The sequence below is a fragment of the Gemmatimonadaceae bacterium genome (assembly GCA_035606695.1).
Lineage (GTDB): Bacteria > Gemmatimonadota > Gemmatimonadetes > Gemmatimonadales > Gemmatimonadaceae > JAQBQB01.
Genome location: DATNEW010000031.1, coordinates 172,527 through 197,710, shown reverse-complemented (window position 1 = coordinate 197,710; position 25,184 = coordinate 172,527). Strand labels below are relative to the sequence as shown.

The following is a 25,184-nucleotide window of genomic DNA, read 5'->3' as shown; positions in this document are numbered from 1 at the left end:
GCTACGTCATGACCCTTCGTCCCGCTCGCGAATCCGTCGTCGATCGGTTCCTGCGCTACGTGCGCATCGACACGCAATCGGCCGAAGACGCGACGACGACGCCGAGCACGGCGACGCAGTGGGATCTGTCGCGGCTGCTCGTCACCGAACTGCAGCAGCTCGGCGCGCAGGACGCGCGCATCGACGAGTACTGCATGGTGTACGCGAAGATTGCCGGTAACGCGCCGAATTCCAAGGACATTCCCGTCATCGGCTTGCTCGCGCACGTCGATACCTCGCCGGCGACGTCGGGCGCGAATGTGAAGCCCATCATTCACAAGAACTATCAAGGCGGCGACATCGTGTTGCCGGGCGATCCCTCGCAGGTGATCACCGTCGCGCAGCATCCCCTGCTGAAGACGATGATCGGCGACGACATTATCACCACGGACGGCACGACGCTCCTCGGCTCCGATGACAAGGCCGGCGTAGCGACGATCATGACGTTGGTCGATACGCTGCAGCAGAATCCGGACATCATCCACGGCCCGCTGGCGATCGGATTCACCGCCGACGAAGAGATCGGCACGGGCATCGAGAAGTTCGAGGTCGAAGGCTTTGGCGCCCGCTTCGCCTACACGGTGGATGGCGGCCCGCTCGGCGAGATCAGCGAGGAGACGTGGAGCGCGCGGCTCGCGACGGTGGCGTTTCATGGGCGGAACACGCATCCGGGGACGGCGAAAGGCGTGATGGTCAACTCGATCTACGCGATGGCGTATTTCCTCACGCGCATGCCGCACGACATGCTGCCCGAGAGTACCGAGGGTCGCATCGGGTTCGTGCACCCCTACATTGGAGCGGCCGATGTTGCCGAATCCAGCATTAAAGTATTGTTACGCGATTTCGACCTGGCGGGACTCCAGGCCAAGGAGGCGATGATTCGCACGCTCGCCGCCGACACCGAGAAGGAATTCCCGGGCGTCACCGTGTCGGTGAGCGTGAAAGAGAACTATCGCAACATGAAGGAAGTGCTGGCGAAGCATCCTGAATTGACGGAATACGCGATGGAGGCGGCGCGGCGCGCGGGACTCGAGCCCTTCGTGGAGCCCATTCGCGGCGGCACGGACGGGTCGAAGCTCACGTTCCGCGGGCTGCCCTGCCCGAACATCTTCACCGGCGGGCACGAGTTTCACGGCAAGCTCGAGTTCAACTCGCGGCGCGGCCTCGAGAAGACGACCGAGACGTTGGTGCATCTCGTCCAGATCTTCGCGGAGCGCGCCTAGGGCGCCGAGCCGCCCAGGTGCGGAATGGGCCGGAGCGCTGCATCATTGAGGACCCCTGGTTCCGCTCAGACTTTAGCATACTATCATGAATCGCCTGTCACAGATTTGCGTCCGCGCGATCGTCGCGCTCAGCGTTGCCTGGCCCGCGCTCAGCGCCCAGCAGCCATTCTCTGTCGTCGAAGCCGGCATTCCGGAAATGCGCCGCGCGCTCGAGCAGAAGCGCGTGACCTCGCACGAGCTGGTGCGGCAATATCTCGAGCGCATCGGCATGTACGAGGACAAGCTGCACGCCGCGATCACGGTGAATCCGCGCGCGTTCGCGATCGCCGACTCGCTCGACCGGTTGCGCGCGCAGGGTCGGATTCTTGGACCGCTGCACGGGATTCCCGTCGCGCTCAAGGACAACATCCATACGACGGACATGCCGACGACCGGTGGCGCGCTGGCGTTTGCCGATCTCGTGCCGCCATATGACGCGACGCTGACGAAGAATCTCGAGGCCGCGGGCGCGATCATTCTCGCGAAGACGCAGCTCACCGAGCTGGCGAACTGGGTCGCGACGGGCATGCCCGGCAACTACAACGGGCTGAATGGGTACGGCTACAACCCGTGGGATCCGCGGCGCGATCCGCGCGAGAATTTCTTCGACAATCGGCCGGTGCTCACCACGGGCGGCTCGAGCTCCGGCGCCGGCACGAACGTGAGCTTCTGGGCGGCGAACGTCGGCACGGAAACGAGCGGCTCCATCTTGAGCCCGTCGAATCAGAACATGCTCGTGGGCATCAAGCCCACCGTCGGCCGCGTGAGCCGATATGGGGTCATTCCGATCACCGCGGATCAGGATACCCCGGGCCCGATGGCGCGGACCGTGACGGACGCCGCGATCATGTTCGGCGCGCTCGAAGGCGCGCAGCCCGATCCAAACGATCCGGCGACGCGGCGCTGTCCGCCGCCGGCCGGGCGCGATTATACCAGATTTCTAAACCCCGCTGGACTGAAAGGCGCCCGCATCGGGATTCCGCGCGCGTTTTTCTACGAGCCGCTTCCCGGCGGCAGAAACGGGCGCGGCGGGTTGTCACCCGCGCAGAAGCAGGTCATGGACGACGTCATCGCGACGATCAAGCAACAGGGCGCGATCGTCGTCGATCCCGCCGACATTCCGAGCATCACGACCACGGATTCGGCGGACAACTTCCTGAATTGGAATCCGTGCAGCGGGCTCGATAACGCGAAGGGCATGGACGCGAATTGCTCGGTGGTGCTCAAGTACGGGATGAAGCGTGATTTCAATGCGTGGCTGCATTCGCTCGGCAGTGCCGCGCCGGTGAAGACGCTCACCGCGCTGCGCGAGTGGAACATCGCGCATCAGCGCGCGAATGCCATTCGGTACGGGCAGGCGCTGCTCGACATCTCGGACGAGATGGACACGCTGGCGGATCGCCCGAAGTACGAGGCCGATCGCCGCAAGGACATTCTGCTCGCGGGCACGAACGGGATCGACGCCGCGATGAAGAACAATCGCCTCGATGCCCTGCTCTTTCCAAGTGTGAGCAGCGCGGGCATCGCGGCCAAGCCCGGCTATCCGAGCGTAACGGTGCCGTACGCATTGCTCGCGGTGAACATGCCGACCGGCGCGAACGCGTATCCGACGGGCTTCGAGCCGCGTCCGGCGCCGTTCAACGTGACGTTCACCGGCATGGCGTGCAGTGAGCCGAAGCTGATCGAGTTGGCGTATGCGTTCGAACAGGCGACCAAAAAGCGTCACGCGCCGCCGCTGTTTCCGTAGTTTGTCGTTTGGTCGAGAGGGTACCGCGGCCGGACGCCGTTATCGAACGGCGCGACCAAACCGCACCCTTGTCATCCCGAGCCGGAGCGTAGCGAAGGCGAGGGATCCAACGTCCCGGTCGCGTGGCCGGCCAATCCGCCGGGACGCCAGATTCCTCGCTGCGCTCTGAATGACACGTGCTCAGGAGGACACCACGGCCGGCCCGGAGCGCCTGGGCGCGAGACGCGGGGAGCGAGACGCCGGCGATCATCCCGGGCCCCGAGCGCCCAACTCCGCCCAAGGGCGGTCAACGAAAACCGCCCCGGTAGTGTCCAACTCGCATCGCCACGACCCGGGGACTCGGCATGACCGCGATCGACGCATTCCGTCAGGACTTGCGATACACGCTGCGCGGCCTGCGCGCCAAGCCTGGCTTCACCACCGCCGTCGTCGTCACGCTCGCCTTAGGAATCGGCGCGAACGCCGCGATGTTCGGCATCGTCGACCGCATGCTCTTTCGCCCGCCACCGATGCTGCGCGATCCTGCTACCGCGCACCGCGTCTACGTCTACCAAACGTTCCGCGGCAAGGAGCAGGCGCAGGGCAGCTATCAGTACGCGCGCTATCGCGACCTCGCTGCCGAATCACACTCCTTCGAGTACATGGCCGGCCACGCCCGCCGCGATCTCGCCGTCGGCATCGGCGAGTCGGCGCGCGAGATGTCCGTCGGCGCCGTGAGCGCCAACTTCTTCAAGTTCTTCGACGCACCACCCGTCATCGGCCGCTACTTCACTCCCGCCGAGGATTCTGAACCGAACGGCCAGCTCGTCGCCGTGCTCAGCCACACGTTCTGGAGCGAGCGCTATGGCGAACGCCCGGACGTCCTCGGCAGCCGCATTCAAATCGGCACCGGCATCTACACCGTGATCGGCGTCGCCCCGGCCGGATTCGTCGGATTGTGGCCGGATCAGCCACCAGTCGCGTACGTCCCCATCACGTCGTTTGCGGGCCTCCAAATCGCGCAGAACAACTTCCTTCGCAAAGGCACGGTGTGGTGGAAGACGTACAGCTGGGGATGGATGTCCGTCATCGCGCGGCGCAAGCCCGGTGTGTCGATCGCGTCGGCGAACACAGATCTCTCGAACGCCATGCGCAAGAGTTATCAGAATCAGCTCATCGAGCAAACGAAGAGCTCGCCGATCAACCTCACGAAGCCGCACGCCGCCGCCGCGTCGATCATCACCGAGCGCGGACCGAATACGTCGAGCGTGGCGAAAGTCGCGACGTGGGTGGGCGGCGTATCGATCATCGTGCTGCTCATCGCCTGCGCGAACGTGGCGAACCTGCTGCTCGCGCGCGCACTGCGCCGTCGCCGCGAAGTCGCCGTTCGCCTCGCCCTCGGCGTCAGCCGCGCACGGCTCTTGTCGCAACTGCTCACGGAGAGTCTGGTGCTGGCGATCGGCGGCGCGCTTGCCGGGTTGCTCGTTGCGCAATGGGGGGGTGCGGCGCTTCGCGCGGCGTTTTTCACGAAGGCCGAGCCGGTCGTGTATTACCGCGATCCGCGCACGGTGCTCTTCGCGGGCGGCGCGGCCGTGATCGTCGGCATTCTCGCCGGCCTCGCGCCGATCTTCCAGACGTCGAGCGCCTCGCGGAGTCTCGTCGACGACCTCAAGGCCGGCGCGCGCGAAGGAATGCACGGCCGCTCGCGCGTGCGTGTCGCGCTGCTCGTGGTGCAGGGCGCGCTGTCGGTGGTGTTGCTCGTCGGTGCGGGATTGTTCGTCCGCAGCGTCAGCAACGTTCGCTCGGCGCGGCTCGGCTACGACGTCGATCCGGTGATGCTCGTCGATCTCAACATGCGCGGCGTGAAGCTCGACAGCGTGCATACCAAGGAGCTGCAGGATCGCATTCTCGCCACCGCGACGACGATTCCAGGCGTCACGCACGCATCGACCATCGCGTCGATTCCATTCTGGAGCACCTGGAGCGTCGGCCTGTATGTGCAGGGCATCGATACGGTGTGGCGTTATGGCCAATTCAATCTCAACGCGGTATCGCCCGACTTCTTCGCGACATTCGGAACTCGCATCCTTCGCGGCCGCGGCTTCACCGCGCAAGACAGACTCGGAACGCCTCGCGTCGCGGTGATCAGCGAAGGCATGGCGAAAGCGCTGTGGCGCGGCCGCGATGCGCTGGGGCAGTGCATGCGCGTGAACGCGGATACCATGCCGTGCACGACGGTGGTCGGCATCAGCGAGGACATCCGCCAAAAAAACATCTCCGGCGATTCCGCGACGTACATCTATTATCTGCCGGCCGAGCAGTTCGGCGGTCAGAACAGCTTCATGGTGCGCGTCGCGGGCGATGCGGCGAAGATGGGCCAGACCGTGCGCAGCCGTCTGCAGCGCGAGATGCCGGGCGCATCGTATGTCACCACGACGCCGCTGCGCGAGATCATCGGATCACAAACGAAGTCGTGGGAGATGGGTGCAACGATGTTCGTCGCGTTCGGCGGCCTCGCGCTCGCGCTCGCGGCGATCGGGTTGTACAGCGTGATCGCCTACAACGTCACGCAACGTACGCACGAGATGGGCGTCCGCGTCGCGCTCGGCGCACAGATGCGCGACGTGGTGCAGCTCGTCATCACCGATGGTCTGCGGCTCGGTGTGATCGGACTCGGGCTCGGCGCGGTCTGCGCGTTGATCGCGAGCCGATGGGTGAAACCATTGCTCTTCGACGAATCGCCGCACGATCCGTGGGTGTACGCGTTCGTGACGCTGGTGTTGCTGGCGATCACGCTCGTGGCGAGCTGGGTTCCGGCGCGGCGAGCGGCCAAGGTCGATCCGCAGGTGGCGCTGCGGACCGAATAGCGAGGCGCTACAGGAGTCGCGGCAGCGCGCCGGTCTTTATCAAACGCTCAAACCGCGCCGCGACGTCGACGTCGAGCGGCTTGGCTCCCGGCGGCGACCACCTGAAATGATCGCGGATGAGCTCGGGCCGCTCGGCCAACGGCGTCCAGCGCTCGATGAGCCGCGCGTCCGAGTCGACGATCCAGTACTCGCCGACGCCGGAGTTCAAATAAAAGTCGCGCTTCCTCACGCGATCGTCGCGTGCGGTGCACGGCGAGAGTATTTCGACGGCGAGCAGCAGCGACTTGACGTCGGGCCAGCGAAGTCGTTTGCCGGCGATCCGGGTGCCCGCGGGAACGATGAAGACGTCCGGCTGGAGCAGCGATTCCGGATGCAGACGAATGTCGGCCGGCGAGGTGAACGCGATCCCGATTGGCTCGCGTTCCAGATATGCGTGCAACATCGCGAATACTTCACCGACGATGAACTGATGCGACGGCTCGGGCGCGGGCGTCACGAGCAGCTCTCCATCGAGCAACTCGTAGCGCGGCCACGCGCACTCGTCGTCGATGAGCGCGGACACGTCGTCAGCGGTCCAACGGCGCTGCAGGGCTGGCATACCCATAGGTTGCTCGGCGGTCGGTGAATTTCGCAAGGGCCGCAACGGGACATGCCATGCGGTGTGTCGCCGGGGCGACCCGGCCGTCATCGTGCGATTTCGGGCCGTAGCTGTATCTTGCCTAGGTCTCGAACTCCAAAATCATGCGCATCTTTTCGACGCTCTCGCAGCTCACGCTCGCTTGCGCGACACTGGCACCAATCGCGCGCGCGCAAAATCCCGTCGACCCTCGTATGTACTCGTCACTCACGTGGCGCAACCTCGGTCCGTTCCGCGCGGGCCGGGTGGCGGCGGTGGCGGGCGCGATCGGTCAGCCCGGTGTGTTCTACATCGGCACGCCCGGCGGCGGCATCTGGAAGACCACCAGCGCGGGTGCGACGTGGTTTCCACTCACCGACGGTATGAAAGACATCTCATCGGTCGGCTCGGTGGACGTCGCGCCGTCCGATCCGAACGTCGTCTACGCCGGCATGGGTGACATCATCACCGGTGGATCGGTGAACGAAGGCGACGGCGTCTACAAATCCACGGACGCGGGGCGCACGTGGCGGCACCTCGGCCTCGAGGCGACGAAACAGATTCCGTCGATGTCGGTGCATCCGCGCAACGCCAACGAGGTGTTGATCGCGGCACAAGGCAACGTGCACGAGAAGAGTCACGATCGCGGCGTGTATCGCACGACGGACGGCGGCGCGACGTGGACGCAGACGCTCTTCGTCGATGACAGCACGGGCGCGCAACGCATCTCGCGCGCGTACGACACGCCGAACGTGGTGTTCGTGACGACCGTGGCGCACTACACACCGCCGCCGGCGAACAACGGCTTTGGCGGTGGCGGCGGCTTCGGCCGGGGCAATCAACGCACCGGACCGACGAGCACGAAGATCTTCAAGTCGGTGGACGGCGGCGCAACGTGGAAGGAGATCACCGGCGGTGGACTGCCGAATCGTCTCACCGGCAAGATGTGGATTTCCGTCGCGAACAACAGCGGCGGCCAGCGTGTGTACACGATCGGGGACGAAGGGCTCTATCGCTCCGACGACGGCGGCACGACGTGGCGGCAGATGGCTTCCGACGATCCGCGCATTCGCAACGGCCAGGGCGGCTACAACTGCGGCGTGTACGTCGATCCGCAGAATCCCGATCTCGTGTACACCTTGAACACGTCGAGCTACGTGTCGCACGATGGCGGCCGCACGTTCACCGGCTTCAAGGGCGCGCCGGGCGGCGACGATCCGCAGCAGATGTGGATCGATCCGACGAACGGCCAGCGTATTCTCTTCGGCTACGATCAGGGCGCGATCGTCTCGCTCGACGGCGGCGGCACGTGGAGCTCGTGGTACAATCAGTCGACCGAACAGATCTATCATCTCGCGACCGACAACAGCTTCCCCTATTACGTTTATGGGAGCCAGCAGGACGCGGGCGCCATTCGCACCCGGTCGCGCGGCAACCTGGGCGCGATCACGCCGCTCGATTGGAATCCGGTGCCCGGGTGGGAGTGGGGCACGGTGATGCCCGACCCGCTCGACCCGAATACGGTCTTCGCGAGCGGCAGCGGGATCGTGAAGATCTCCTATCCGAGCGAGCAGTGGATCAACATCAGCCCGCAAGTCGATCCATCGCATCGCCTGCGCGCGACGAGCGATCAGCCGATCCGTTTCGCGCCGTGGAACAAGCACATGCTCGTCGCGGGATTCCAGTCGGTGTGGACGACGATCGACGGCGGCGCGCACTGGACGGAGATCAGTCCCGATCTCGCCGTGCGAAGCGATGCACCGCCGACGCCGGGCGCCGGCCCGGGCCTTCAGCCGACGGGCGGCATTCAGTCGATGTCGCTGTCGTCTGTGAGTGCGGGCTTGATCTGGGTCGGTACCAACACCGGGTTGATCAAGGTCACGCGCGACGGCGGCAAGAAATGGGACGATGTATCGATCCCGAACATTCCCTTCGCGCCGCGCGCTGAAATCTTCGCGGTGGAAGCGTCGAACTTCGACGCGGCGACGGCGTATGCGATCGTCGATCTCGCGCGCGTCGGTGATTTCACCCCGTACATCTACCGCACGCACGATTACGGCAAGACGTGGACGAAGATCACGAACGGCCTGCCGGTGAATCAGCCAGGCGGAAGCTTCGCGCGTTTCGTGCGCAACGATACGCAGCGCAAGGGACTGCTCTTCGCCGGCACCGAGAGCGGGATGTACGTCTCATTCGACGACGGGGAGCACTGGCAGTCGCTGCAGAACAATCTGCCGACGACGTCGTATCGGGACGCGGTGATCAAGGACAACGATCTCGTCGTCACGACGTACGGCCGCGGCTTCTGGGTGCTCGACGACATCACGCCGCTCAGGCAGATGAGCGCGGCCGTCGCCAGCGAGGCGGCGCATCTCTTCAAGCCGGGCGAGGCCGTGCGCGTGCGCCGCAACGTCGGCGCCGATACGCCGTTCCCGCCCGAGGTGCCGCACGCGTTGAATCCGCCGGATGGCGCGATCATCGACTACTGGCTCGCGCGCGCGCCGTCGTCCGACGTCACACTCGACGTGCTCGACGCGTCGGGCGCTCTCGTGCGCCACATGACGAGCGCGCCGGGTACGCCGGTGGCCGAAGCGGCGCGTCCACCGCATCCCAATTTCTGGGTCGCGCCGCCGTTTGCGCTCTCGAAGAACGCGGGCGGCAATCGGACGAATTGGGATCTGCGGTACGATTCACCGAATACGTTCACACATTCGTTCGAGATCAACGCGAACCCGGGTCAAACGCCGGCGTCGCCGGAAGGCCCGCTCGCGCTGCCGGGGACGTACACGCTCAAGCTCACGGCGGACGGCCATACCTATACCCAAACTCTAACAATCCGGAACGATCCGCGGTCTCCGGCGACCGCGGTCGCGCTGCGCGCACAGCACGCGCTCGAGATGAAGGTCTGGCAGGGCGTGCAGGCGTCGTATGAAGGCCATCGCCTGGCGACGGCGCTGCGTGAATCGCTCACCGCGGAGAACAATCCGGGGAATGCGCTGCTCCTGGCGCAGCTCGATACCGTGCGCGGTCTCGACGCGGGCCGCGGTCGTGGCCGCGGCGGCGGCGGCAATGCCACGCCGAGCTTCCGCGGGCTGAACGGCGCGTTCGTGCAGCAGCTCAACGCGCAGGACAATGCCGATCAGGCGCCGACGGTTGCGGCGCTCGCGGCGTATCGCGCGACGTGCAAGGAGCTCGCGACCGTCGCGGCGGCGTGGTCTCGTGTCACCACCGCGGTCAAGACCCGCGGTGGAACGGTGAAGCTGCCGGACGGAACGATCAAGTTGCCGAGTTGCGAGTGATCTCCTGCTTTCGCGCGGCGCGACAATATCGTCGCGCCGCGCGAAAGCGGGACTCTATCGAGGATGCTTGTTGCGCTCATGCTGAACCAAAGCACCGACCGCTGCGCCCGCCAACGCATGGTGGCCGAGTACGTGGCCGGCCGCGGCGCCGACGAGCGCGCCCTTGAACTTGCTGTGATGATCCTGCGTCGTATCCGCGCTCACGTCGGTCGTCGCCGGTGCGCTCACGCTCGACGCGGGCGGAGCAAGGTCGCCGCCCGCCGAATTCGCGGTCGTGTTGGCGTTGCTGCTGTGTCCGCACGCCGCCGCGCAAATCATCGCGACGGTCGACAGGCTCATTGCGAACGTCTCGAGTCGATGCTGCATTTCGGCTCCATGGGTTGGCTGGTTTTCAGTCCGGCCTACATGGGCAGCGTGCGTGCCAATCGGAAACAGTCGGCTCGCAATCAGCATTAAGAGATCCGTCATATCATTGGTCATGCGCAAACGCTTTCGCAAACCTCTCATCGTCCTCATCGCCAGCGCCGCGCTCGGCGCCGCGTGCACGCCGAACGCACCGTCTTCACGACGCACGAACTACACGCCGCAAGCACGCGCGATCACCGTCACGACCGTTCCACTCCTCGTCAAGGAACAGTCAGGCGTGCTGCCCTTCCTCAAGGAAGACTTCGCCAAGGGAGGCGTGCTCGACGGCAAGGAAGTGTACGCGTTCAGCCCGAGCACGATCACCGTGATCGAGGGCGACACGATTGACTTCACCTTCATCAACGCCGAAGACGACGTGCACTCCTTCATCCTTCCCGATTTCGCGGTTTCGCTGCCGGGACAGAAAACGACCACAGCCACGTACGTCGCGCGCCGCGCCGGCATCTACACGTTCCAATGCGCGGTGCAAAGCCACCTGCCGATGATGTGGGGACAACTCGTCGTGTTGGCGCCGTCCGCGGTCACGCCCGCGGGGCCGACTGCTACGGCAGCTCCGAGCCGCTGACGACGCGCCATGTATCGCGCGCGATGAGCAATTCCTCATCCGTCGGAATCACCCAGACCTGAACGCGCGAGCCCTCGGCATCGATGCGCCCTTCCAGGCCGCCGCGCATCGCGGCGTTTCGCGCGGCGTCGACCTCGACACCCAGCCAACTCAGCCCGTCAGAGATGCGTCCGCGCACCTCCGGCGCGTTCTCGCCGATCCCGCCCGCGAACACGATCGCGTCCGCTCCATTCATCGTCGCGAGGTACGCACCGATGTACTTTCGGACGCGATAGCAAAAAAGGTCGATCGCCAATCGCGCGCGGCGATCGGCATGCTCGCCTTCTTCCGCGAGCAGCTCTCGCATGTCGGCGGTCAGCCCCGAAACGCCGAGCAGCCCGGACTGCTTGTTGAGCATGTTGTCGACGTCGCGGAACGTCATGCCTTCCTTCGCCGCGACGAAGTCGAGAATCGCCGGGTCGAGATCGCCGGAGCGCGTTCCCATCACCAGCCCCTCGAGCGGCGTGAAGCCCATGCTCGTATCCACCGACTCGCCGGCCGAGATCGCGCACGCTGACGCACCGTTCCCCAGGTGCAGCGTGATGATCTTCGTCTGCTCGCGCGTCTTGCCGGTGAGCTGGCGGTACCGATAGGCGACATAGCGATGCGACGTCCCATGGAATCCGTATCGCCGGACGCGATAACGGCGGTAGTACTGATACGGAATGGCGTAGAGATACGCCGTCTCGGGCAAACTGTGATGAAACGCCGTATCGAATACCGCGACCTGCGGAATGCCCGGCCCGACGACCGCTCGTGCCGCCGTGATGCCGCGCAGGTTATGAGGATTGTGTAATGGCGCGAGATCGATCAGGTCCTCGAGCGCGCGCCACACGTCGTCCGTCACCAGCGTCGACTGCGAGAACCGCTCGCCGCCGTGCACGACGCGATGCCCGACGGCCTGGATCTCCGCGACGCTCGCGATCGGCACCCCCGACGTGTCGCTCGTGAGCCAGGAGATCACGTGCTCCACGGCATTCGCGTGATCGCGAATCGACGCCGTGGTCTTGACGGCGCGCTGTCCTTCCGCCTCGAGCGTGAGAATCGCCTCGCCGCCGATGCGTTCGATCTGTCCGCGCGCCAATCGACGGTCCTTCTGCGCCGCGATGGCGTCGGCGTCGGTGTCGATGAGCTGGAACTTGAGCGACGACGAGCCGACGTTCAGTACGAGGATGTGCATAGAGCGTATCGCGTCGACCGGGATCCGTCGCTGCGCTCAGGATGACAATTATGTGGATGTCGTCGCTTGCCGCCCCGTCAACTCGTCGACGAAGATGCGAAACACGCGCGTCCGGTGCGGCGCCGGATCTCCCGCCGTCAACGCTTCCGCATCCACCGCGCGCAGCACTTCCACCGCGTGATCGTACGCCTCACGATCGCGATCGCTGCCCGCCGGCTCGAGGAAGTACAGCGCCCCGCGCACGGTCACGCTGCGCCAATCGTACTGCCCCTCCACTTCATCGACCTCGAACGCCACCCACGGGTGATGTTGCATCGTGGTGAGCTTCGTGCCCGGCGACGTGCGCGCGTAGATGTAACGCTCGTCGTACGCGTACGAAATCGGTTCGATGTCCACGCGATCGTGAAAGGTGAACGCCAGCCGCCCCACGTGATTGCGCCCGAGCAGCGCGATCGCATCGTGAGCCGGCAACTCGCCGAACCTGGGTCGTGAGGTGAGCGCCATACCGAGCTCCCGATTCAAGTCGCGTTCACGTGATCGGCGCCGCGGACGCGGGCACCGTGAACGCGAACAAACTGCCTGCATCACGCGCGCTTTCAAGGCGAATATGTCCGCCGTGCGCCTCGACGATTCCCTTCGCGATCGAGAGGCCGAGTCCTGAGCCGCGCGCGCGCGCGCCGTCGGACGACTGCCAATAGCGATCGAAGATGCGTGTCTGATTCTCGGAACTGATCCCCCGCCCCGAATCCTTCACGGCAAACTCCACCGCCCCATCACGCCGCGCCGCCGAGAGCACGATACGCCCCCCGCTCGGCGTGAACTTGATGGCGTTGCGGACGAGGTTGCCGAGTACTTGAACGATACGACCGCCATCGCCGGCGACGAGCGGAAGTCCCGTCGGCAAATCGACGTCGAGCGCGATGCCGTTTTCGTGCGCCTCGAGCTCGAACATGTGCCGCGCCTGCAGCACGAGCTGCGAGGGCTCCAGCGGCCGAATCTCGAGCGAGAGCCCGCCACGCTCGATGCTCGCCACGTCGAGCAAATCCTGAATCAAACGATTCATCCATTCCGTCGATTCGCGAATGGTGTGGAGCATCGCGACCCGCTCGGCCGGCGCGTTCGGCGGATTCTCCTCGAGCACGCGCGCGCACATCGCGATCGCGCTGAGCGGATTGCGCAGATCATGCGAGACGATGCCCAGCACTTCGTCGCGCGCGTGATTCGCGCGCTGCACGACGCCGTACAGTCGCACGTTCTCGAGTGTCGTCGCGGCGAGTGCGGCGAACTTGTCGGCGAGTGATCTCGCTTCGGCATCATAGGCGCGTTCGTCCGTCCGCAGCAGCGTCACGGCGCCGAACGTCTCGCCCGCCGCGAACAGCGGTAGGATCATGATCGATCGCGCGGCGAGCGCCTGCCAGTGCGGCACGGCGTCGAGGTCGGCGTTCGCCTCGTACCAATCGTCATCGATGTGCTCCGCCACTTCAGGGCGATTGCGCCGAATGGCGTCGATGATCGGGGACGGGGAATCGTACGTGAGCGGGTGGGCCGCGAGCGCTTCGAGCGCCGGCGTCAATTCCGCGCGCTGGCGCGTGCTCGCCGTGCGGCGCATGGCATCGCCCGTTTCCGGAACGAGATCGACGATGCACGCGTCCGCGAGGCGCGGCACGGGCAGGTCGGCGATCGTCCGCACCGTCGTCGCGAGGTCGAGCGTCTGCACGAGCTCACGCGCGGCGTCGGCGAGAAACCGCTCGTCCTCTTCCTTGCGCTTCTGATCGGTGATGTCGCGCATCACGACGGTGAACAGAATCCCGTCGGGTGCCACGAGCTTGGAGATCGACGCCTCGGCCGGAAATTCGGTGCCGTTGCTCCGCAAGCCGAAGATGGCGCGGCGTTCGCCCATGCGGCGCGCGGTCTCCGGCGCGCGCGCGAATCGCTCCATGTGCGCGTCGTGGCCCGCGCGATAGCGCGCGGGTATGAGAATATTCAAATGCCGGCCGAGCGCATCCTTTTCGGCGTAGCCGAAGATCTCCTCGGCGCCGCGATTGAAGTGGATGATGCGCAGCGCTTGATCGACGGTGACGATGGCGTCCGCGGCGATGGCCAGAATGCCCGAGAACTTGGCCTCCGACGCGCGAAGCTCATCCTCGATCCCATGCTGAGAGCGCAGGCGCCAGCGCAGATAGGCGGACTGCGCGACGATGAGCGCCGCCGCGGCGAGCGCGATCAGGATCGAGGCGAGCAGGCCTACACCTCCGCGAGCAACCCCAGCTTGAGCGCGAGCTGCACGTAGTCCGAGCGGTGGGACAGCCCAAGCTTTTCCTGAATGCGCTGCTTGTAGGTGTCCACTGTCTTCGGGCTGATGAACAGCTTCTCGCCGATCTCGGGCGCCGAATAGCCTTGCGCCACGAGCCGGAGCACATCGCGCTCACGCTGCGTGAGTTTCTCGAAGCGCTCGCGCTCCGTCGCCGCGGGGTCTTTCTTCGTGAGATTCTTCGCCAGGACGCGCGCCGCCGCTGGTCGAACGTAGACGTCGCCATGCGCGACCGCACGAACCGCGTCGACGAGCTCGCGATCGGCGGCACTCTTCACCAGAAAGCCCGCCGCACCGGCTTCCATGAGCGGAACGAGATAGTCTTCCTCCGCTTGCATCGTGAGGATGAGCACGCGCGCCGCGAGCCCTTTGGCAACGATCTCCTTCGTCGCCGCCGTGCCGTCGAGCTCGGGCATCCCCAAGTCCATCACGACGACGTCAGGATTGAAGCGTTCGGCGAGCGATACCGCTTCGCGGCCGTTCTTCGCTTCGCCGATCACGTCGATGTCGCGCGCGGCGCCAAGCACGGCCTTGAGCCCGGCGCGCACGACGGCGTGGTCATCCGCCAGAACCACACGAATCACGTCGCCTGTCATACGTCCTCCTAATGTAGCGCGTCGGGGGCCGGCCGTAGCGGCACGTTCGCGCTCACGGTCGTGCCGCTGCCCGGCGCGGTCTTGATCTCGAGCCAGCCGTCGACGAGTCCGACGCGCTCGCGCATCGACGTCAGTCCCATGCCCTGCCGGCGCCGGTCGGCGTCGTTCAGGTCGAATCCAATGCCATCGTCGCTCACCTCGAGCGTCGCGACCGAGCCATCCGCGTCGACGGAGATGCGAATGTGGCTCGGCTTCGCGTGGCGCGCCGCGTTGCGCACCGCCTCCTGCGCCACGCGGTACAACACCGCCTCGGCATGCCGCGGCAGTCGCGATTGAAGCCGCGTAGCGTTCACGTCGAAGTCGATGCCGTTTCCGTTCGATGCATCGCGTGCGAGCTTCAGCAGCGCCGCGCCAAGACCGAGATCGTCCAGCACCGCGGGATGCATGGTGTGCGAGAGCAACCGCACTTCCTCGAGGATGGATTGCGTCGCATTCTGCGCGGCGAGCAGGCGACTGCGCAGCGCGGGATCATGCTCGTCGCGCACGGCGACGGACAGCTCCAACACCAGCGCCGCGATGCGCTGCGCGGTCGAATCGTGCAGCTCGCGAGCGATCGACGCGCGTTCGCGATCGCCCGCCGCGATCACTTCGCTCGCCAGCGTGCGGAGCCGCGCGCGATCGGACGCGAGCCCGTCGAGCAGAATGTTGAACATCGAGCCCACGCGCAGCACTTCGCTGTCGGCGACGCTCGACTTGGCGACGCGCGCGCCGAAATCGCCGTGCCACACGCGCGACGCGACTGTTTCCAGATCTCTAATTGGCCGAAGCGCCACGACGACGAGCGCAAAGTGCGCCGCCCCGACGGCGATCAGCACGAGCGCCACGCGAGTGGAGAGCGCGCCGCCCGCGGCCATCCATGCGACAGTGAGCACCGACAGCACGAGCAGGTTGGCGCCGACGAGCTTCGCGACGAGCGGCACGCGGAGCGCCGCGAGCCGAATGCTCGGCTTCGCGGCGCTGCGCGGCTGCCCCCGAAAGAGCGGCACCGTGCGGGGAAGCGTGCGCGCGATCGTGCGCGTGCGTGGCAGCGGGCGAGGCAGCGGGCGTGGCAGCGGGCGTGGCGCGGAGTCTGGGTTCACGGAGACGGTGACGGCCATGACGACGAATAAGTAGCAGTTAGGTACTTAACGAATTCTGTACCACCAGGGCCGTCACCATCCCGAACATACCATGCTCCGATTCGGCATGCGGGAGGATGTGGCAGTGGAACGCCCAGGTGCCCGGATTGTTGCAGTTGACGACGACGTCCCACCGTTCGCCCGGCGCCACGTTGAGCGTGTCGCACTTCCACGGGCTCGCGAGCGGCCAGCCGTCCTTCGAGATGACCGTCATGTGCATGCCGTGCAGGTGCATGGGGTGAATCATCATCCCTTCGTTCATGAAGCGGATGCGAATCTTCTCACCGAGCTTGGCAACGAGCGGATCCGTGGCGGGAAAGCTCTTGCCGTTGAACGTGTAGCCGTGCGCGCCGTCGTTCAGGATGAACACGAAGTCGTGATCCACTTTCTCGATGGGCAGCGGATTCTTCGGTTCCACGATGAACGCACCGAGCAGTCCAAGTCCGACTTGCTTGGCGGAGTCGTGATGCGAGTGATACATGTGCGAGCCCGCGTTGGGCACGACGAACTCGTACGTGAAGCTCTGCCCAGGCTTGACCGGCGGCTGCGTGATGAACGGCACGCCGTCCATGGCGTTCGGCAGCTCGAGTCCGTGAAAGTGCACGGCCGTCGACTCGGGCAGCTCGTTGTGTAGAATGACGCGCACGCGTTCGCCTTCCTTGACGCGAATCTGTGGTCCGGGCACTTGATCGTTGTAGGCCCATGCCTCGACCAGGTGGCCGGGCTCCGTTTCCCACTGGATTTTCTTCGCGGTGAGCTCGAACACTTTCACGCCCTTGTCGAGCGTCGGGGCGAGAGGCTGGTTGCCCTTGCCGGCCGTCTTCGCCGGAAACGCCTTGATGCCTTTCTCGTGCATGGCGTCCATGGCGTCGGCCGTCGACATGGCCGTGGCGCCCGACATCGTGTCGTGCGGCCCCATAGTGCCGCCGGTCTGACCGTTGGGCGCTTGCGTCGCGGACTTCGCGGCCGCGTCCTGCTTGCAGGCCGTGACGATCCCCGCGGCGAACGCGGCAGTCGCGCCTTTGCGCAGAAACGAGCGGCGATCGGTGGACTTATTGAGTAGGTCGGACATGGTCGGTTCGTGTGCGGTTTGGTTTGACAGGGAAGAGTTTACGGCGCGTCAGGGGCGGGCTGTGTCGGGGGTTGGTGGAAAAGCGGTCGGGGAATCCCTCACATCGTCGTCCTGAGGAGCGCAGCGTGAGTTGTCATCCTGAGGAGCGAAGCGACGAAGGACCCCTTTCCACCGAGGAGAGAGGTCCTTCGCTTCGCTCAGGATGACAACGGTGTGCGACCGCTTACCGCTCGTTCAGCGCGGCGATCGCTTTTGCCCCCACGTTCAGCTCGAAGTTCACCTTCACCTCATCCCCCGTCTTGAGCCGCCCGAAGATCGCCGTCGGCGGCTGAATGCCGTAGTCCGTCATCTTGATCGGCACCACACCCTTCGCCTTGAGCGTGCCGTCCGCGAGCCGCACCGCCTCGATGGTCATCGAGATCTTGTTCTCCTTCCCCGCGATCGTCAGCGTGCCTTCGGTCTTGAGGGTGATCTCGTCCTTGTCGCCCGGCACCGCCTCGAGCGTCGCCAGGATGTAGCTGATGTCCGGCGCCTGGTCGGCCTTGAGCGCTTTATAAACATTGCCGTCCATGCCGCCGTGATTGCAGTGGAGCGCCTTCACGGGAATCCTGACTTCCACCTTCTTCACCGCCTTTGGCGCGGTGACGGTCATCGAGGCGGCCGCCGCGACGTCCATGTCGATCGCCGCGTCGATCTTGTCGGCTTTGCAGCTCCAGTCGTGCAAGTTCGACGTGCCGTCGATCCACAGCTTGCTGTCGGCGGACACGTTCACGCGAGCGGTATTTTGAGCGCCGGCGGCTGCGGCAACGAGCAGGAGCGCGGCGGTAGAGGCAGTGACGGCGGCGAAACGAATGGCGGTCCTCATACGATCTCCCTCGATCTCTCGATGCCGCGGTCGCGCCGGTCGGTCACGCTGCGTCATCGAACTGCATTGAAGATCGGATTTCGATCGTGGCGGATATGTCGGTGATGCGCTGATTCTGTGTCCGCCTTCGCCGCCTCTACCGCCGGGGAATCCCCGACGCGCTCCTTCGCGCGCGCTACTCGACGATGAGATGCCCCTTCATGCCAAGCGCGGCGTGTGGATCGCACTGGAAGTAGTACGACCCCTTGTCGAGGTGCACGAGCACGTCATACGTCTGCCCCGGGAGCTGCAGGAAATCACTGGGCGACGCCGGGAAGCCCGACTTTCCCGCGTTCGAGTCGGCCAGGAAGTGCACGTTGTGCACGCCAACCTTGAGCGTGTAGCGAACGACGTCGCCGCGCTTGACATGAACTTCGGCCGGCTTGAAGTAATTGCCGTTGGCGTCGCTCGAGAGCTCGACGACGACCACCTTGCCGCCGGGATCGGGCGTTTGCGGACCGCTGGGCGCCGCGGCCGCCGCGGGCGGGGCGCTCGATGACGCCGCGGTGGGCTTCGATTCGCCGCCGCAGGCGGCAAGCACGGCGAGCGTAGCCGCCGACAGGATGATGAACGGGGAACGAGAGGCAGACATGGTCGGATGTCCTGTGAATTGGAGTGTTAGAATGTTCAGAAGTCGCGGCGGCGGAAGCGTCGTGCGCCGGCCGCGATGGGAACCGCGGTCCAGACGAGCAGCATCGTGAGCGCGAGCAATGCGCCGCCGGTGCCGCCGAAGAACCGCTCGAACACGGCGCCCGTGTATCCCATGAGCGCCGCGACGTCGAGTGTGAGAAGAAGCAGCACGCGCCCAAGATCGATGGGATTCGCGAGCGTGAGCGCGAGCAGCGCTCGCTCCACCGGATAGTCCGAGAAGAGCGCGACGCCCAGCAGCACCATCCCGTCGTACAGCACGCCGACGAGCAGCCACACGCCGAGCGCGATGCCGACGCCGCGCAATCGATCCTCGGTGCGGAGGGCGATCCAGAACGCGACCGCGGTGAACACGAACGTGAGCAATGCACCCACGACCAGCAGCATGGCGAGGGCACCGCGCACGTCCGGCTCGGCGCCGCCGCGCGTCAGGAACGGCACGCCGACGCCGGCGAGAAAGGCCACGGCCATCGGCAGCGACAGGCCGAGATACAAGCCGGTGAACAGCGACGAACGGTGGATCGGCTGCGCGAGCAGCAGCTCGGTGAACTCGCGCGCGTTGTAGACATAGATGGTCGCCAGCACGAGCGACGCGAGCGGAATGACCATGAGCACCGCGGTTCCCAGACTGAGCACCGCGCGCGCGTCGCCGCCGGAGAATCGCAGCAAGCCTTCGGTCAGACAGAGGAAGAACGCGGCGTAGAGAGCGATCCATCGGCTGCGCAGCACGTCCGCCGTCTGAATGCGGATCAACTTGGCGACGGTCGCGGTCATGCGACCTCCCGGATCATGAGCGCGGCAATCGCCCGCTCGAGCGTTGCCTGGCGCGTGAGCGCCGTGAGGTCGGCGACAGGGCCGACGTACCGCACCACGCCGTCGAGCAGAAACGCGACGTCGTCGCACAGCTCCTCGAGCTCGCTCATGATGTGCGACGTCACGATCACCGTCGCCCCCTCGGCGCGGCGCGCAAGGAGCTTGTCCTTGAGTAACGCGCTCGAGAGCGGATCGAGACCGGCGGTCGGCTCGTCGAGGACGAGCAGCGACGGGCGAAACAACAGCGCGAGGCACGCGTTCACTTTCTGCCGTGTGCCGCCCGAGAGCGTACGCAACGGCTTGTCGAGCTGCTCGGCGAGATTGAAGCTCGAAAGAAGCTCCTCGTCGATGGCCGGCGCGGTGCGCCGAAGGTCGCGGATGAGCGCCAGCACTTCGCGGGCACTCAGATTCTCCGGGAAACGCGCGATCTGCGGCATGTAGCCGATGGCCGCGCGGTATGATTCGCCCGCGACGATCGATACGCCGTTCATCTGGATGTCGCCCGACGTTGGGTGCGCGAGTCCCAACAAAAGTTTGATGAGCGTTGTCTTACCAGAGCCGTTCGGACCGACGATACCCAACACACGGCCGCGTGTGACGCGCAGGTTCACTCCGCGCAGCACGTCGAGCCGCCCAAAGCGTTTGGTGATGCCGGAGAACTCGATCACGGAATGGGCCTCATGGCGGGAGTGGAGTCGACCAGTGCGTTCGGCGTGAGTGAGGGAAGTGCACGCTCGGCGTTCTCGAGCAGCTCGACGAACGCCGAACGCATGAGGATGAGCGCGGGCGACTGATGCTCGACGATCACCGAGAACAGCCGAACGGGGCGATGCGGAACGTCGCCGACGCCATTGCGATCGAGATCGTAGCCGCGGTAGCCGTCCCAGTAGTTGCCGGTGAAGGTCGTCGACGGCTCGCGGCTGTTCGTGGAGACGTCGAAGCTGTTGCCGATGAAATTGTTGCTGCGGAAGCGGCCGTCGAGCGTGCTGGCGTCGAGGCGCACCGCCCAGCCGTTGCGGCGAAAGTCGTTGTGGATCGCCTGAAGGCGATTGGCGCCGTCGGCGAACAGGCCAACCGTGTTGTGCGCGAAGACGTTTCGCTCGAGCGTCGCGTCGCTGATCTCCTTGAGGAGGAGTCCGTACGCGGCGGCGCCCCAGTTGTCCTCGAACCGGTTGCCGGTCATGCGCACGCGCTTCGTGTACATCACGGCGACGCCCGAGCCGTTGTGCCGAAACGTGTTGTCCACGTAGCGGCAGTCGTCGGAATACATGAAATGCAGGCCGTACCGCAGATTGCGTTCGCTGAGGTTGCCGCGGATGTCGCTGTCGTGCACGAACTCGAAGTAGATCCCGTCGCGCTGGCCCGAGATCTCGTTGCGCTCGATCGTGATGCGGCGCGACGTCCAGAGGTGAATACCGTTTCCCGACTCCGTTTCCCGCGTGCCGTTCGCGTGAATGACGTTGTCGGCGACGCGGCAGTCGGTCGTGTTGGCGAGATAGATCCCAAAGAATGCGTTCTCGAGGCGATTGTGTTCGATGACGCACCCGTGCGTCTCGCTCACTCGCAGCGCCGCGCGATCCTCGACGAAGCTCGTGCCGACGTTGCGCAGCACGAGCCCGCGCACGGTGACGGCGGGGCCGGTGACGAGCACCAGGCCGTGTTTCCCTTCCCCGTCGAGCACCGGCCAACCGTCGCCGACGAGTGCGATGGGCTTGTCGATGACGACGAGCGGCTCGCGATAGAGTCCGGCGTGCACGAGGACGGTATCGCCGTCGTGGGCCGCGGCGATCGCGCTCGCGATGGTGCGATGCGCGTACGTCGCGCCGACGTCAACGGTCCGCTGCGCTTCGGCGGGCCCCATCGCGACGAAGCTGAGCACCAGTGCGCGGCGAAGCATCAGAGCAGCTCCGCCCAGCGTTTGATGGCGCCGGCGTCGATCACACCGACGGCGGCCGCGTCGCGCGCCGTCGCGACCGCCGCCCACCCGCGACCCATCGGCGCGCGCTGCGGTCCGAGATCGATGAAGCGCGCCTGTGACGCGTCGAGCAGGCGGCCCGGATTACGAAAATCTGAAACCCACACTGACTCCGGTTGCTCGTTCGCCTTTGCGGCGTGCAGATAGGCGAGCAGGCATTCGATCGAATCGAACTTGACCGCTTTGCCATGCTTGGTCACGACTTCCGCCGCAAACCGCTGCTCGGCGATCTGCATCTTGCAGAACGCGCACGCGTCGACGCCGTAGAGGATGGCGTCGGGCCCGCCGGCCGCGCAGGCCGCGACGAGCACCAGCACGGCCGCGCGCGCGAGACGGCTTCGCGTCGCGCGCTTCACGCGCGGGCCTCGCGAAGCGCGGCTCGCGTCGCCGCCGCGGGATTCAGGCGGGTCGGGCCGTGATGCAAGACGAGCGACACGACGCCGAGGAGAAAGGCGGCACCGATGAGCGCCGTGCCGGTGGAGGGCCACGAGCTCGCCGTGAAATTCAGCAGTTGCTTGGTTCCAATGAGCGGCGGCTGGTAGCTCATGCCCGGGATCTTGATGATGGCGTGCACCATGTCGAGGTCGTGGCCGTAGGAGTACTCCCAGTGCCAGAAATCCCACATGCCCACGAGCCCAAGCGCGGCGAAGGACGCGAGCCACGCCCAGACGACGGCCCGCTTGCCGGTGATGACGGCGACCAGGCTGAACGCCGACAATCCGGCGATGAGCCACGGGATGATTCGCAGCTCGGGAATCGCGGCCGGCTCGATCGTCTTCATGCCGATGTAGTGATTCAACTCGTTGATGTTCCCGAGATCCTGCTCCGCCGCGCCGCGCACGGTTTGCGCGTGAATCTCCATGCCCAGTCCTTCCGGGTACTGCGGCGCGACGAGTTGAACGCGCCAAAGGGGCAGTGCGAGCGCGGCAAGCAACAGGCCCGACGCGAGCGCGAGGAGCAGTCTCGATATATTAGACATCTTCAAATCCCTGTGATTGTTCCTCGCTTCGGCGCTTCGCGCCTCCGCTCGGAATTCCGCATTTAATGCTTTTGGGCTTCGACGAGCTGCGCCTGCGTCTTCTTGCTGACGTTCGCCATGAGCTTCACCGGCGAACCGGCGGGCGACACGCGGACGTAGCCCTGCATCTCCTGATGCAGCGCCGAGCAGAAGTCGGTGCAGTAGAACGGGTAGACGCCCGGTGTCTTGGGAATCCACTGCAGCGTGCGCGTCTCACCAGGATTGAGAATCAGCTCGGAGTTGTTTTGCCCGAGCACCGCGAATCCGTGCTCGATGTCCCAGTCCTGTTCAATGTTGGTGACGTGGAAGTAGACCGTATCGCCCACCTGCACGCCTTCGAGATTGTCCGGCGCGAAGTGGCTGCGGATGGCGATCATCTTGACGTCCACGCGCTTGCCCGTCCGCGTGATGCCGCCCTCGGACTCGGCCTTCGTCGCGAATGGGTGGGCGTTCTCGGCGAGCTTGAAGAACTTGATCTGCTTGTCCTTGATCAGACTTGCGGGCAGCGCTTGCGCGTAGTGCGGTTCGCCGATCGTCGGGAAATCGAGCAGCAGCTTCATCTTGTCGCCGCTGATGTCGATCAGCTGAGCCGACTGCGCCATCTCGGGGCCGGTCGGGAGATAGCGGTCCTTCGTGATCTTGTTCAGCGCCAGGACGTACTTGCCCCACGGCTGCTTCGAGTCGCCTCCCGGAATCGACAGGTGGCCGATCGAGTAATAGGTCGGAATGCGATCGACGACTTCCCACGTGCCGAGCTTCCACTTCACGACTTCAGACGAGATGAACATCGACGTGTACGCGTAGCCCTTCCCGTCGAACTCGGTATGCAGGGGGCCTAGCCCCGGCTTCTGCACTTCGCCGGCGATGACCGCGTCGTACTTCAGCACCGGAATGCCGTCCACTTCCTTGTCGAACGCCTTGTCGGCGATCGCCTTCTGCAGCTTCGTGAATGAGTGGACTGGAATGACCGTGGCGAGCTTGCCGCCGGCCACGATGTATTCGCCGGTGGGGTCGATGTCCACGCCGTGCGGCGACTTGGGCGTCGGCAGGTAGTACGCGATGCCCGGGCATTGCGACGGATTGATGAGCTTGACGCTCGTCTTCTTTTCCGACTTGGCTGCCCGCGACGCCTGGTCCACCCAGTTGTGGACATACTCGGTGGTTTGCGTCGTGAACTTGTTTTGCGCCACGCATTCCTCGGCGCGCTTGTAGTTGATCGCCGCGACGTAGTCCTTGTCGTTCTGGGACGCGTTTTCCTCGAGCTTGGTGCTCGCCTGCTCCGTGTTGTACGAGGTGAAGAAGAACCACCCATCGGACGGGCCCTTGCCGGCGTGGCCGAGATCGTAGTTGTAGCCGGGCATCAGGATCTGGAACGCGATGTCCATCTTCCCCGGCTGATCGGCCGTCATGAAGGTGATCGTGCCCTTGAAGTTTTGCTTGTACGTATCGATCGCGACGTCGGTGTTCGGGATCGGCACGCTGAACCGCGTCGCCGACACGACGTACTTGGAGTTCGGCGTCGTGAACGGGGACGCGTGGCCGCCGGCCGAGTTGGGGATCTGGAGGATCTCGTCGGTCTCGAAGCGCGTCAGGTCGATACGCGCGACGCGCGGCGTGTTGTTCGCGTTGATGAAGAGCCAGCGGCCGTCCGGCACGCCGTTCGTCTGCGACAGTTCCGGATGATGCGAATCGTCCCACGGCACGAAGCCGTACGTCGTCTGAAGCAGCGGCTTGGTCTCTTCGTTGTAGCCGTAGCCGTCTTCGGGAAATTGTGAGAAAACTGGAATGAGCTTGAGCAGCCGGCCGGACGGCAGGCCGTACACGGACACCTGGCCGCTGTATCCACCGGACAGAAACGCGTAGAATTCGTCGTAGCTGCCCGGCGGCACGTAGACCTTTGACGCGGCGTCCGACGCCGCGAGGCTGGCGGTTTTCGCGCGCGGCGTACACGCGTAGATCACGCCGGCGACCGCAACCGCGGCCAGCAACAACGAGCGTTGAGTAGAGAGTCTCATGGGATTGCGCACCCGAGTGTGAGAAATGCGGACAAAGCCGTGCTGATAAGGTTCGTCGAGCGACGATCCCGCTCTATCGGGCGATGTCGGGAAGTGTTGTAGGTGATTTGCTGACGAACTGCCTGTTGTAGTCGCGCACCGCGCGACTGAGCTCGGTGTCCGCCGCGAATTGCGGCAGGACCGACGCGCCGAGCAGCGCGATGCCGCCGAGCGAAATTCCCACCGAAACGCGGCGATGTTGCGGAGTTTCCGCCGCGCGAATCGCGGCCGCCGCCGCAACCAAGCCGCCGACATCCGTCATCACCGACGCAATTCGCCGGATCGACAACGCGCGCGATGCGTGGTGCTCGGCCTGCGCACTGCCCCCGAACGCCGCATTCACGGAGCGCGGCCAGAGAAAGTCGAGCGTCGCGACTCGCTCTTCGGCATCGCCGCGCACCACGTCGAGTCCGCGTAGCCTCGGAACGATGTTGAGCGCGCATGCGTCGTACGTGCACCGAGACGTCAAAGCCGACGGCGCGTGTACGCTCCGTCCGGCGCAGACGCCGGCCGCGCACGCGAGCACGATCATGACTCGTCCGAACATGTTCCGCTCCCGGATAGTCGAATCCCTGCCGGACACCGCCCGGCAGGGA

Annotated in this window: 23 protein-coding genes; 6 read left to right on the top strand and 17 right to left on the bottom strand. The window is 65.3% G+C overall.

The features are described from left to right. The first annotated feature begins 8 nt into the window (after positions 1–8). The 3 genes from pepT to VN706_17015 all read left to right on the top strand — a co-directional run bounded on the left by pepT (position 9) and on the right by VN706_17015 (position 5,894). Positions 9–1,262, top strand: coding sequence for a peptidase T (gene pepT / locus VN706_17025; GenBank protein ID HXT17345.1), 1,254 nt, complete (start codon positions 9–11; stop codon positions 1,260–1,262). Between the two features lie 85 nt (positions 1,263–1,347). Beyond that, positions 1,348–3,048, top strand: coding sequence for an amidase family protein (locus tag VN706_17020; protein HXT17344.1), 1,701 nt, complete (start codon positions 1,348–1,350; stop codon positions 3,046–3,048). Between the two features lie 344 nt (positions 3,049–3,392). After that, positions 3,393–5,894 (top strand): ABC transporter permease, encoded by a 2,502-nt coding sequence (locus tag VN706_17015; protein ID HXT17343.1) that lies wholly within the window; start codon positions 3,393–3,395, stop codon positions 5,892–5,894. A 7-nt stretch (positions 5,895–5,901) separates the two neighbouring features. On the opposite strand, the gene VN706_17010 is transcribed toward VN706_17015, so the two are convergent. Beyond that, positions 5,902–6,498: a Uma2 family endonuclease gene (locus tag VN706_17010; protein ID HXT17342.1), complete on the bottom strand. Its 597-nt coding sequence runs from the start codon at positions 6,496–6,498 to the stop codon at positions 5,902–5,904. Positions 6,499–6,635: 137 nt separating this feature from the next. Between VN706_17010 and VN706_17005 the strand changes: the two genes are divergently transcribed. Next, positions 6,636–9,809 (top strand): hypothetical protein, encoded by a 3,174-nt coding sequence (locus VN706_17005; GenBank protein ID HXT17341.1) that lies wholly within the window; start codon positions 6,636–6,638, stop codon positions 9,807–9,809. A gap of 54 nt (positions 9,810–9,863) precedes the next feature. Here VN706_17005 and VN706_17000 read toward each other — a convergent pair whose 3' ends face one another. Then, the gene (locus VN706_17000; GenBank protein ID HXT17340.1) at positions 9,864–10,175 is read right to left on the bottom strand and encodes a hypothetical protein; all 312 of its coding nucleotides are present in this window, start codon (positions 10,173–10,175) and stop codon (positions 9,864–9,866) included. Positions 10,176–10,287: 112 nt separating this feature from the next. Between VN706_17000 and VN706_16995 the strand changes: the two genes are divergently transcribed. Beyond that, a complete protein-coding gene (locus VN706_16995; GenBank protein HXT17339.1) occupies positions 10,288–10,800 on the top strand; it encodes a cupredoxin domain-containing protein in 513 nt (170 codons plus the stop codon). Here VN706_16995 and VN706_16990 read toward each other — a convergent pair. The 3 genes from VN706_16990 to VN706_16980 are packed head-to-tail and all read right to left on the bottom strand — an operon-like array spanning position 10,778 to position 14,102. After that, the gene (locus VN706_16990; protein HXT17338.1) at positions 10,778–12,019 is read right to left on the bottom strand and encodes an acetate kinase; all 1,242 of its coding nucleotides are present in this window, start codon (positions 12,017–12,019) and stop codon (positions 10,778–10,780) included. The two genes, VN706_16995 and VN706_16990, sit on opposite strands and share 23 nt — an antisense overlap. Before the next feature lie 48 nt (positions 12,020–12,067). Further along, on the bottom strand, positions 12,068–12,523 hold the full coding sequence (locus tag VN706_16985) for a pyridoxamine 5'-phosphate oxidase family protein (GenBank protein ID HXT17337.1): 456 nt from the start codon (positions 12,521–12,523) through the stop codon (positions 12,068–12,070). 25 nt (positions 12,524–12,548) lie between these two features. After that, complete coding sequence (locus VN706_16980; protein HXT17336.1) at positions 12,549–14,102, bottom strand: ATP-binding protein; 1,554 nt, start codon at positions 14,100–14,102, stop codon at positions 12,549–12,551. On the opposite strand from VN706_16980, the gene VN706_16975 reads away from it, so the two are divergent. Next, positions 14,007–14,309, top strand: a complete 303-nt coding sequence (locus tag VN706_16975) for a hypothetical protein (protein HXT17335.1) — start codon at positions 14,007–14,009, stop codon at positions 14,307–14,309. The two genes, VN706_16980 and VN706_16975, sit on opposite strands and share 96 nt — an antisense overlap. Here VN706_16975 and VN706_16970 read toward each other — a convergent pair. The 12 genes from VN706_16970 to VN706_16915 all read right to left on the bottom strand — a co-directional run bounded on the left by VN706_16970 (position 14,264) and on the right by VN706_16915 (position 25,135). Next, positions 14,264–14,926 carry a response regulator transcription factor gene (locus tag VN706_16970; protein ID HXT17334.1) on the bottom strand — a complete coding sequence of 221 codons (663 nt, stop codon included), beginning with the start codon at positions 14,924–14,926 and terminating at the stop codon, positions 14,264–14,266. The genes VN706_16975 and VN706_16970 overlap by 46 nt on opposite strands. A gap of 8 nt (positions 14,927–14,934) precedes the next feature. Next, positions 14,935–16,083: a sensor histidine kinase gene (locus VN706_16965; GenBank protein ID HXT17333.1), complete on the bottom strand. Its 1,149-nt coding sequence runs from the start codon at positions 16,081–16,083 to the stop codon at positions 14,935–14,937. A 19-nt stretch (positions 16,084–16,102) separates the two neighbouring features. Then, positions 16,103–17,176 (bottom strand): multicopper oxidase domain-containing protein, encoded by a 1,074-nt coding sequence (locus VN706_16960; GenBank protein ID HXT17332.1) that lies wholly within the window; start codon positions 17,174–17,176, stop codon positions 16,103–16,105. Positions 17,177–17,399: 223 nt separating this feature from the next. After that, positions 17,400–18,041 carry a YceI family protein gene (locus VN706_16955; protein HXT17331.1) on the bottom strand — a complete coding sequence of 214 codons (642 nt, stop codon included), beginning with the start codon at positions 18,039–18,041 and terminating at the stop codon, positions 17,400–17,402. A 175-nt stretch (positions 18,042–18,216) separates the two neighbouring features. After that, a complete protein-coding gene (locus VN706_16950; protein HXT17330.1) occupies positions 18,217–18,672 on the bottom strand; it encodes a plastocyanin/azurin family copper-binding protein in 456 nt (151 codons plus the stop codon). 35 nt (positions 18,673–18,707) lie between these two features. Beyond that, positions 18,708–19,502 carry an ABC transporter permease subunit gene (locus VN706_16945; protein ID HXT17329.1) on the bottom strand — a complete coding sequence of 265 codons (795 nt, stop codon included), beginning with the start codon at positions 19,500–19,502 and terminating at the stop codon, positions 18,708–18,710. After that, entirely contained in the window at positions 19,499–20,209 is a 711-nt protein-coding gene (locus VN706_16940) for an ABC transporter ATP-binding protein (protein ID HXT17328.1), read from the bottom strand. Before VN706_16940 ends, VN706_16945 begins: the two co-directional genes overlap by 4 nt. Further along, entirely contained in the window at positions 20,206–21,438 is a 1,233-nt protein-coding gene (locus tag VN706_16935; GenBank protein ID HXT17327.1) for a nitrous oxide reductase family maturation protein NosD, read from the bottom strand. The genes VN706_16940 and VN706_16935 overlap by 4 nt, the downstream gene beginning before the upstream one ends. Continuing rightward, positions 21,438–21,872, bottom strand: coding sequence for a nitrous oxide reductase accessory protein NosL (locus VN706_16930; protein HXT17326.1), 435 nt, complete (start codon positions 21,870–21,872; stop codon positions 21,438–21,440). Before VN706_16930 ends, VN706_16935 begins: the two co-directional genes overlap by 1 nt. Next, positions 21,869–22,495: a hypothetical protein gene (locus tag VN706_16925; protein ID HXT17325.1), complete on the bottom strand. Its 627-nt coding sequence runs from the start codon at positions 22,493–22,495 to the stop codon at positions 21,869–21,871. The genes VN706_16930 and VN706_16925 overlap by 4 nt, the downstream gene beginning before the upstream one ends. Positions 22,496–22,557: 62 nt before the next feature. Beyond that, a complete protein-coding gene (gene nosZ / locus VN706_16920) occupies positions 22,558–24,549 on the bottom strand; it encodes a Sec-dependent nitrous-oxide reductase (GenBank protein HXT17324.1) in 1,992 nt (663 codons plus the stop codon). Between the two features lie 73 nt (positions 24,550–24,622). Beyond that, positions 24,623–25,135 (bottom strand): hypothetical protein, encoded by a 513-nt coding sequence (locus tag VN706_16915; GenBank protein HXT17323.1) that lies wholly within the window; start codon positions 25,133–25,135, stop codon positions 24,623–24,625. Positions 25,136–25,184 lie beyond the last annotated feature (49 nt).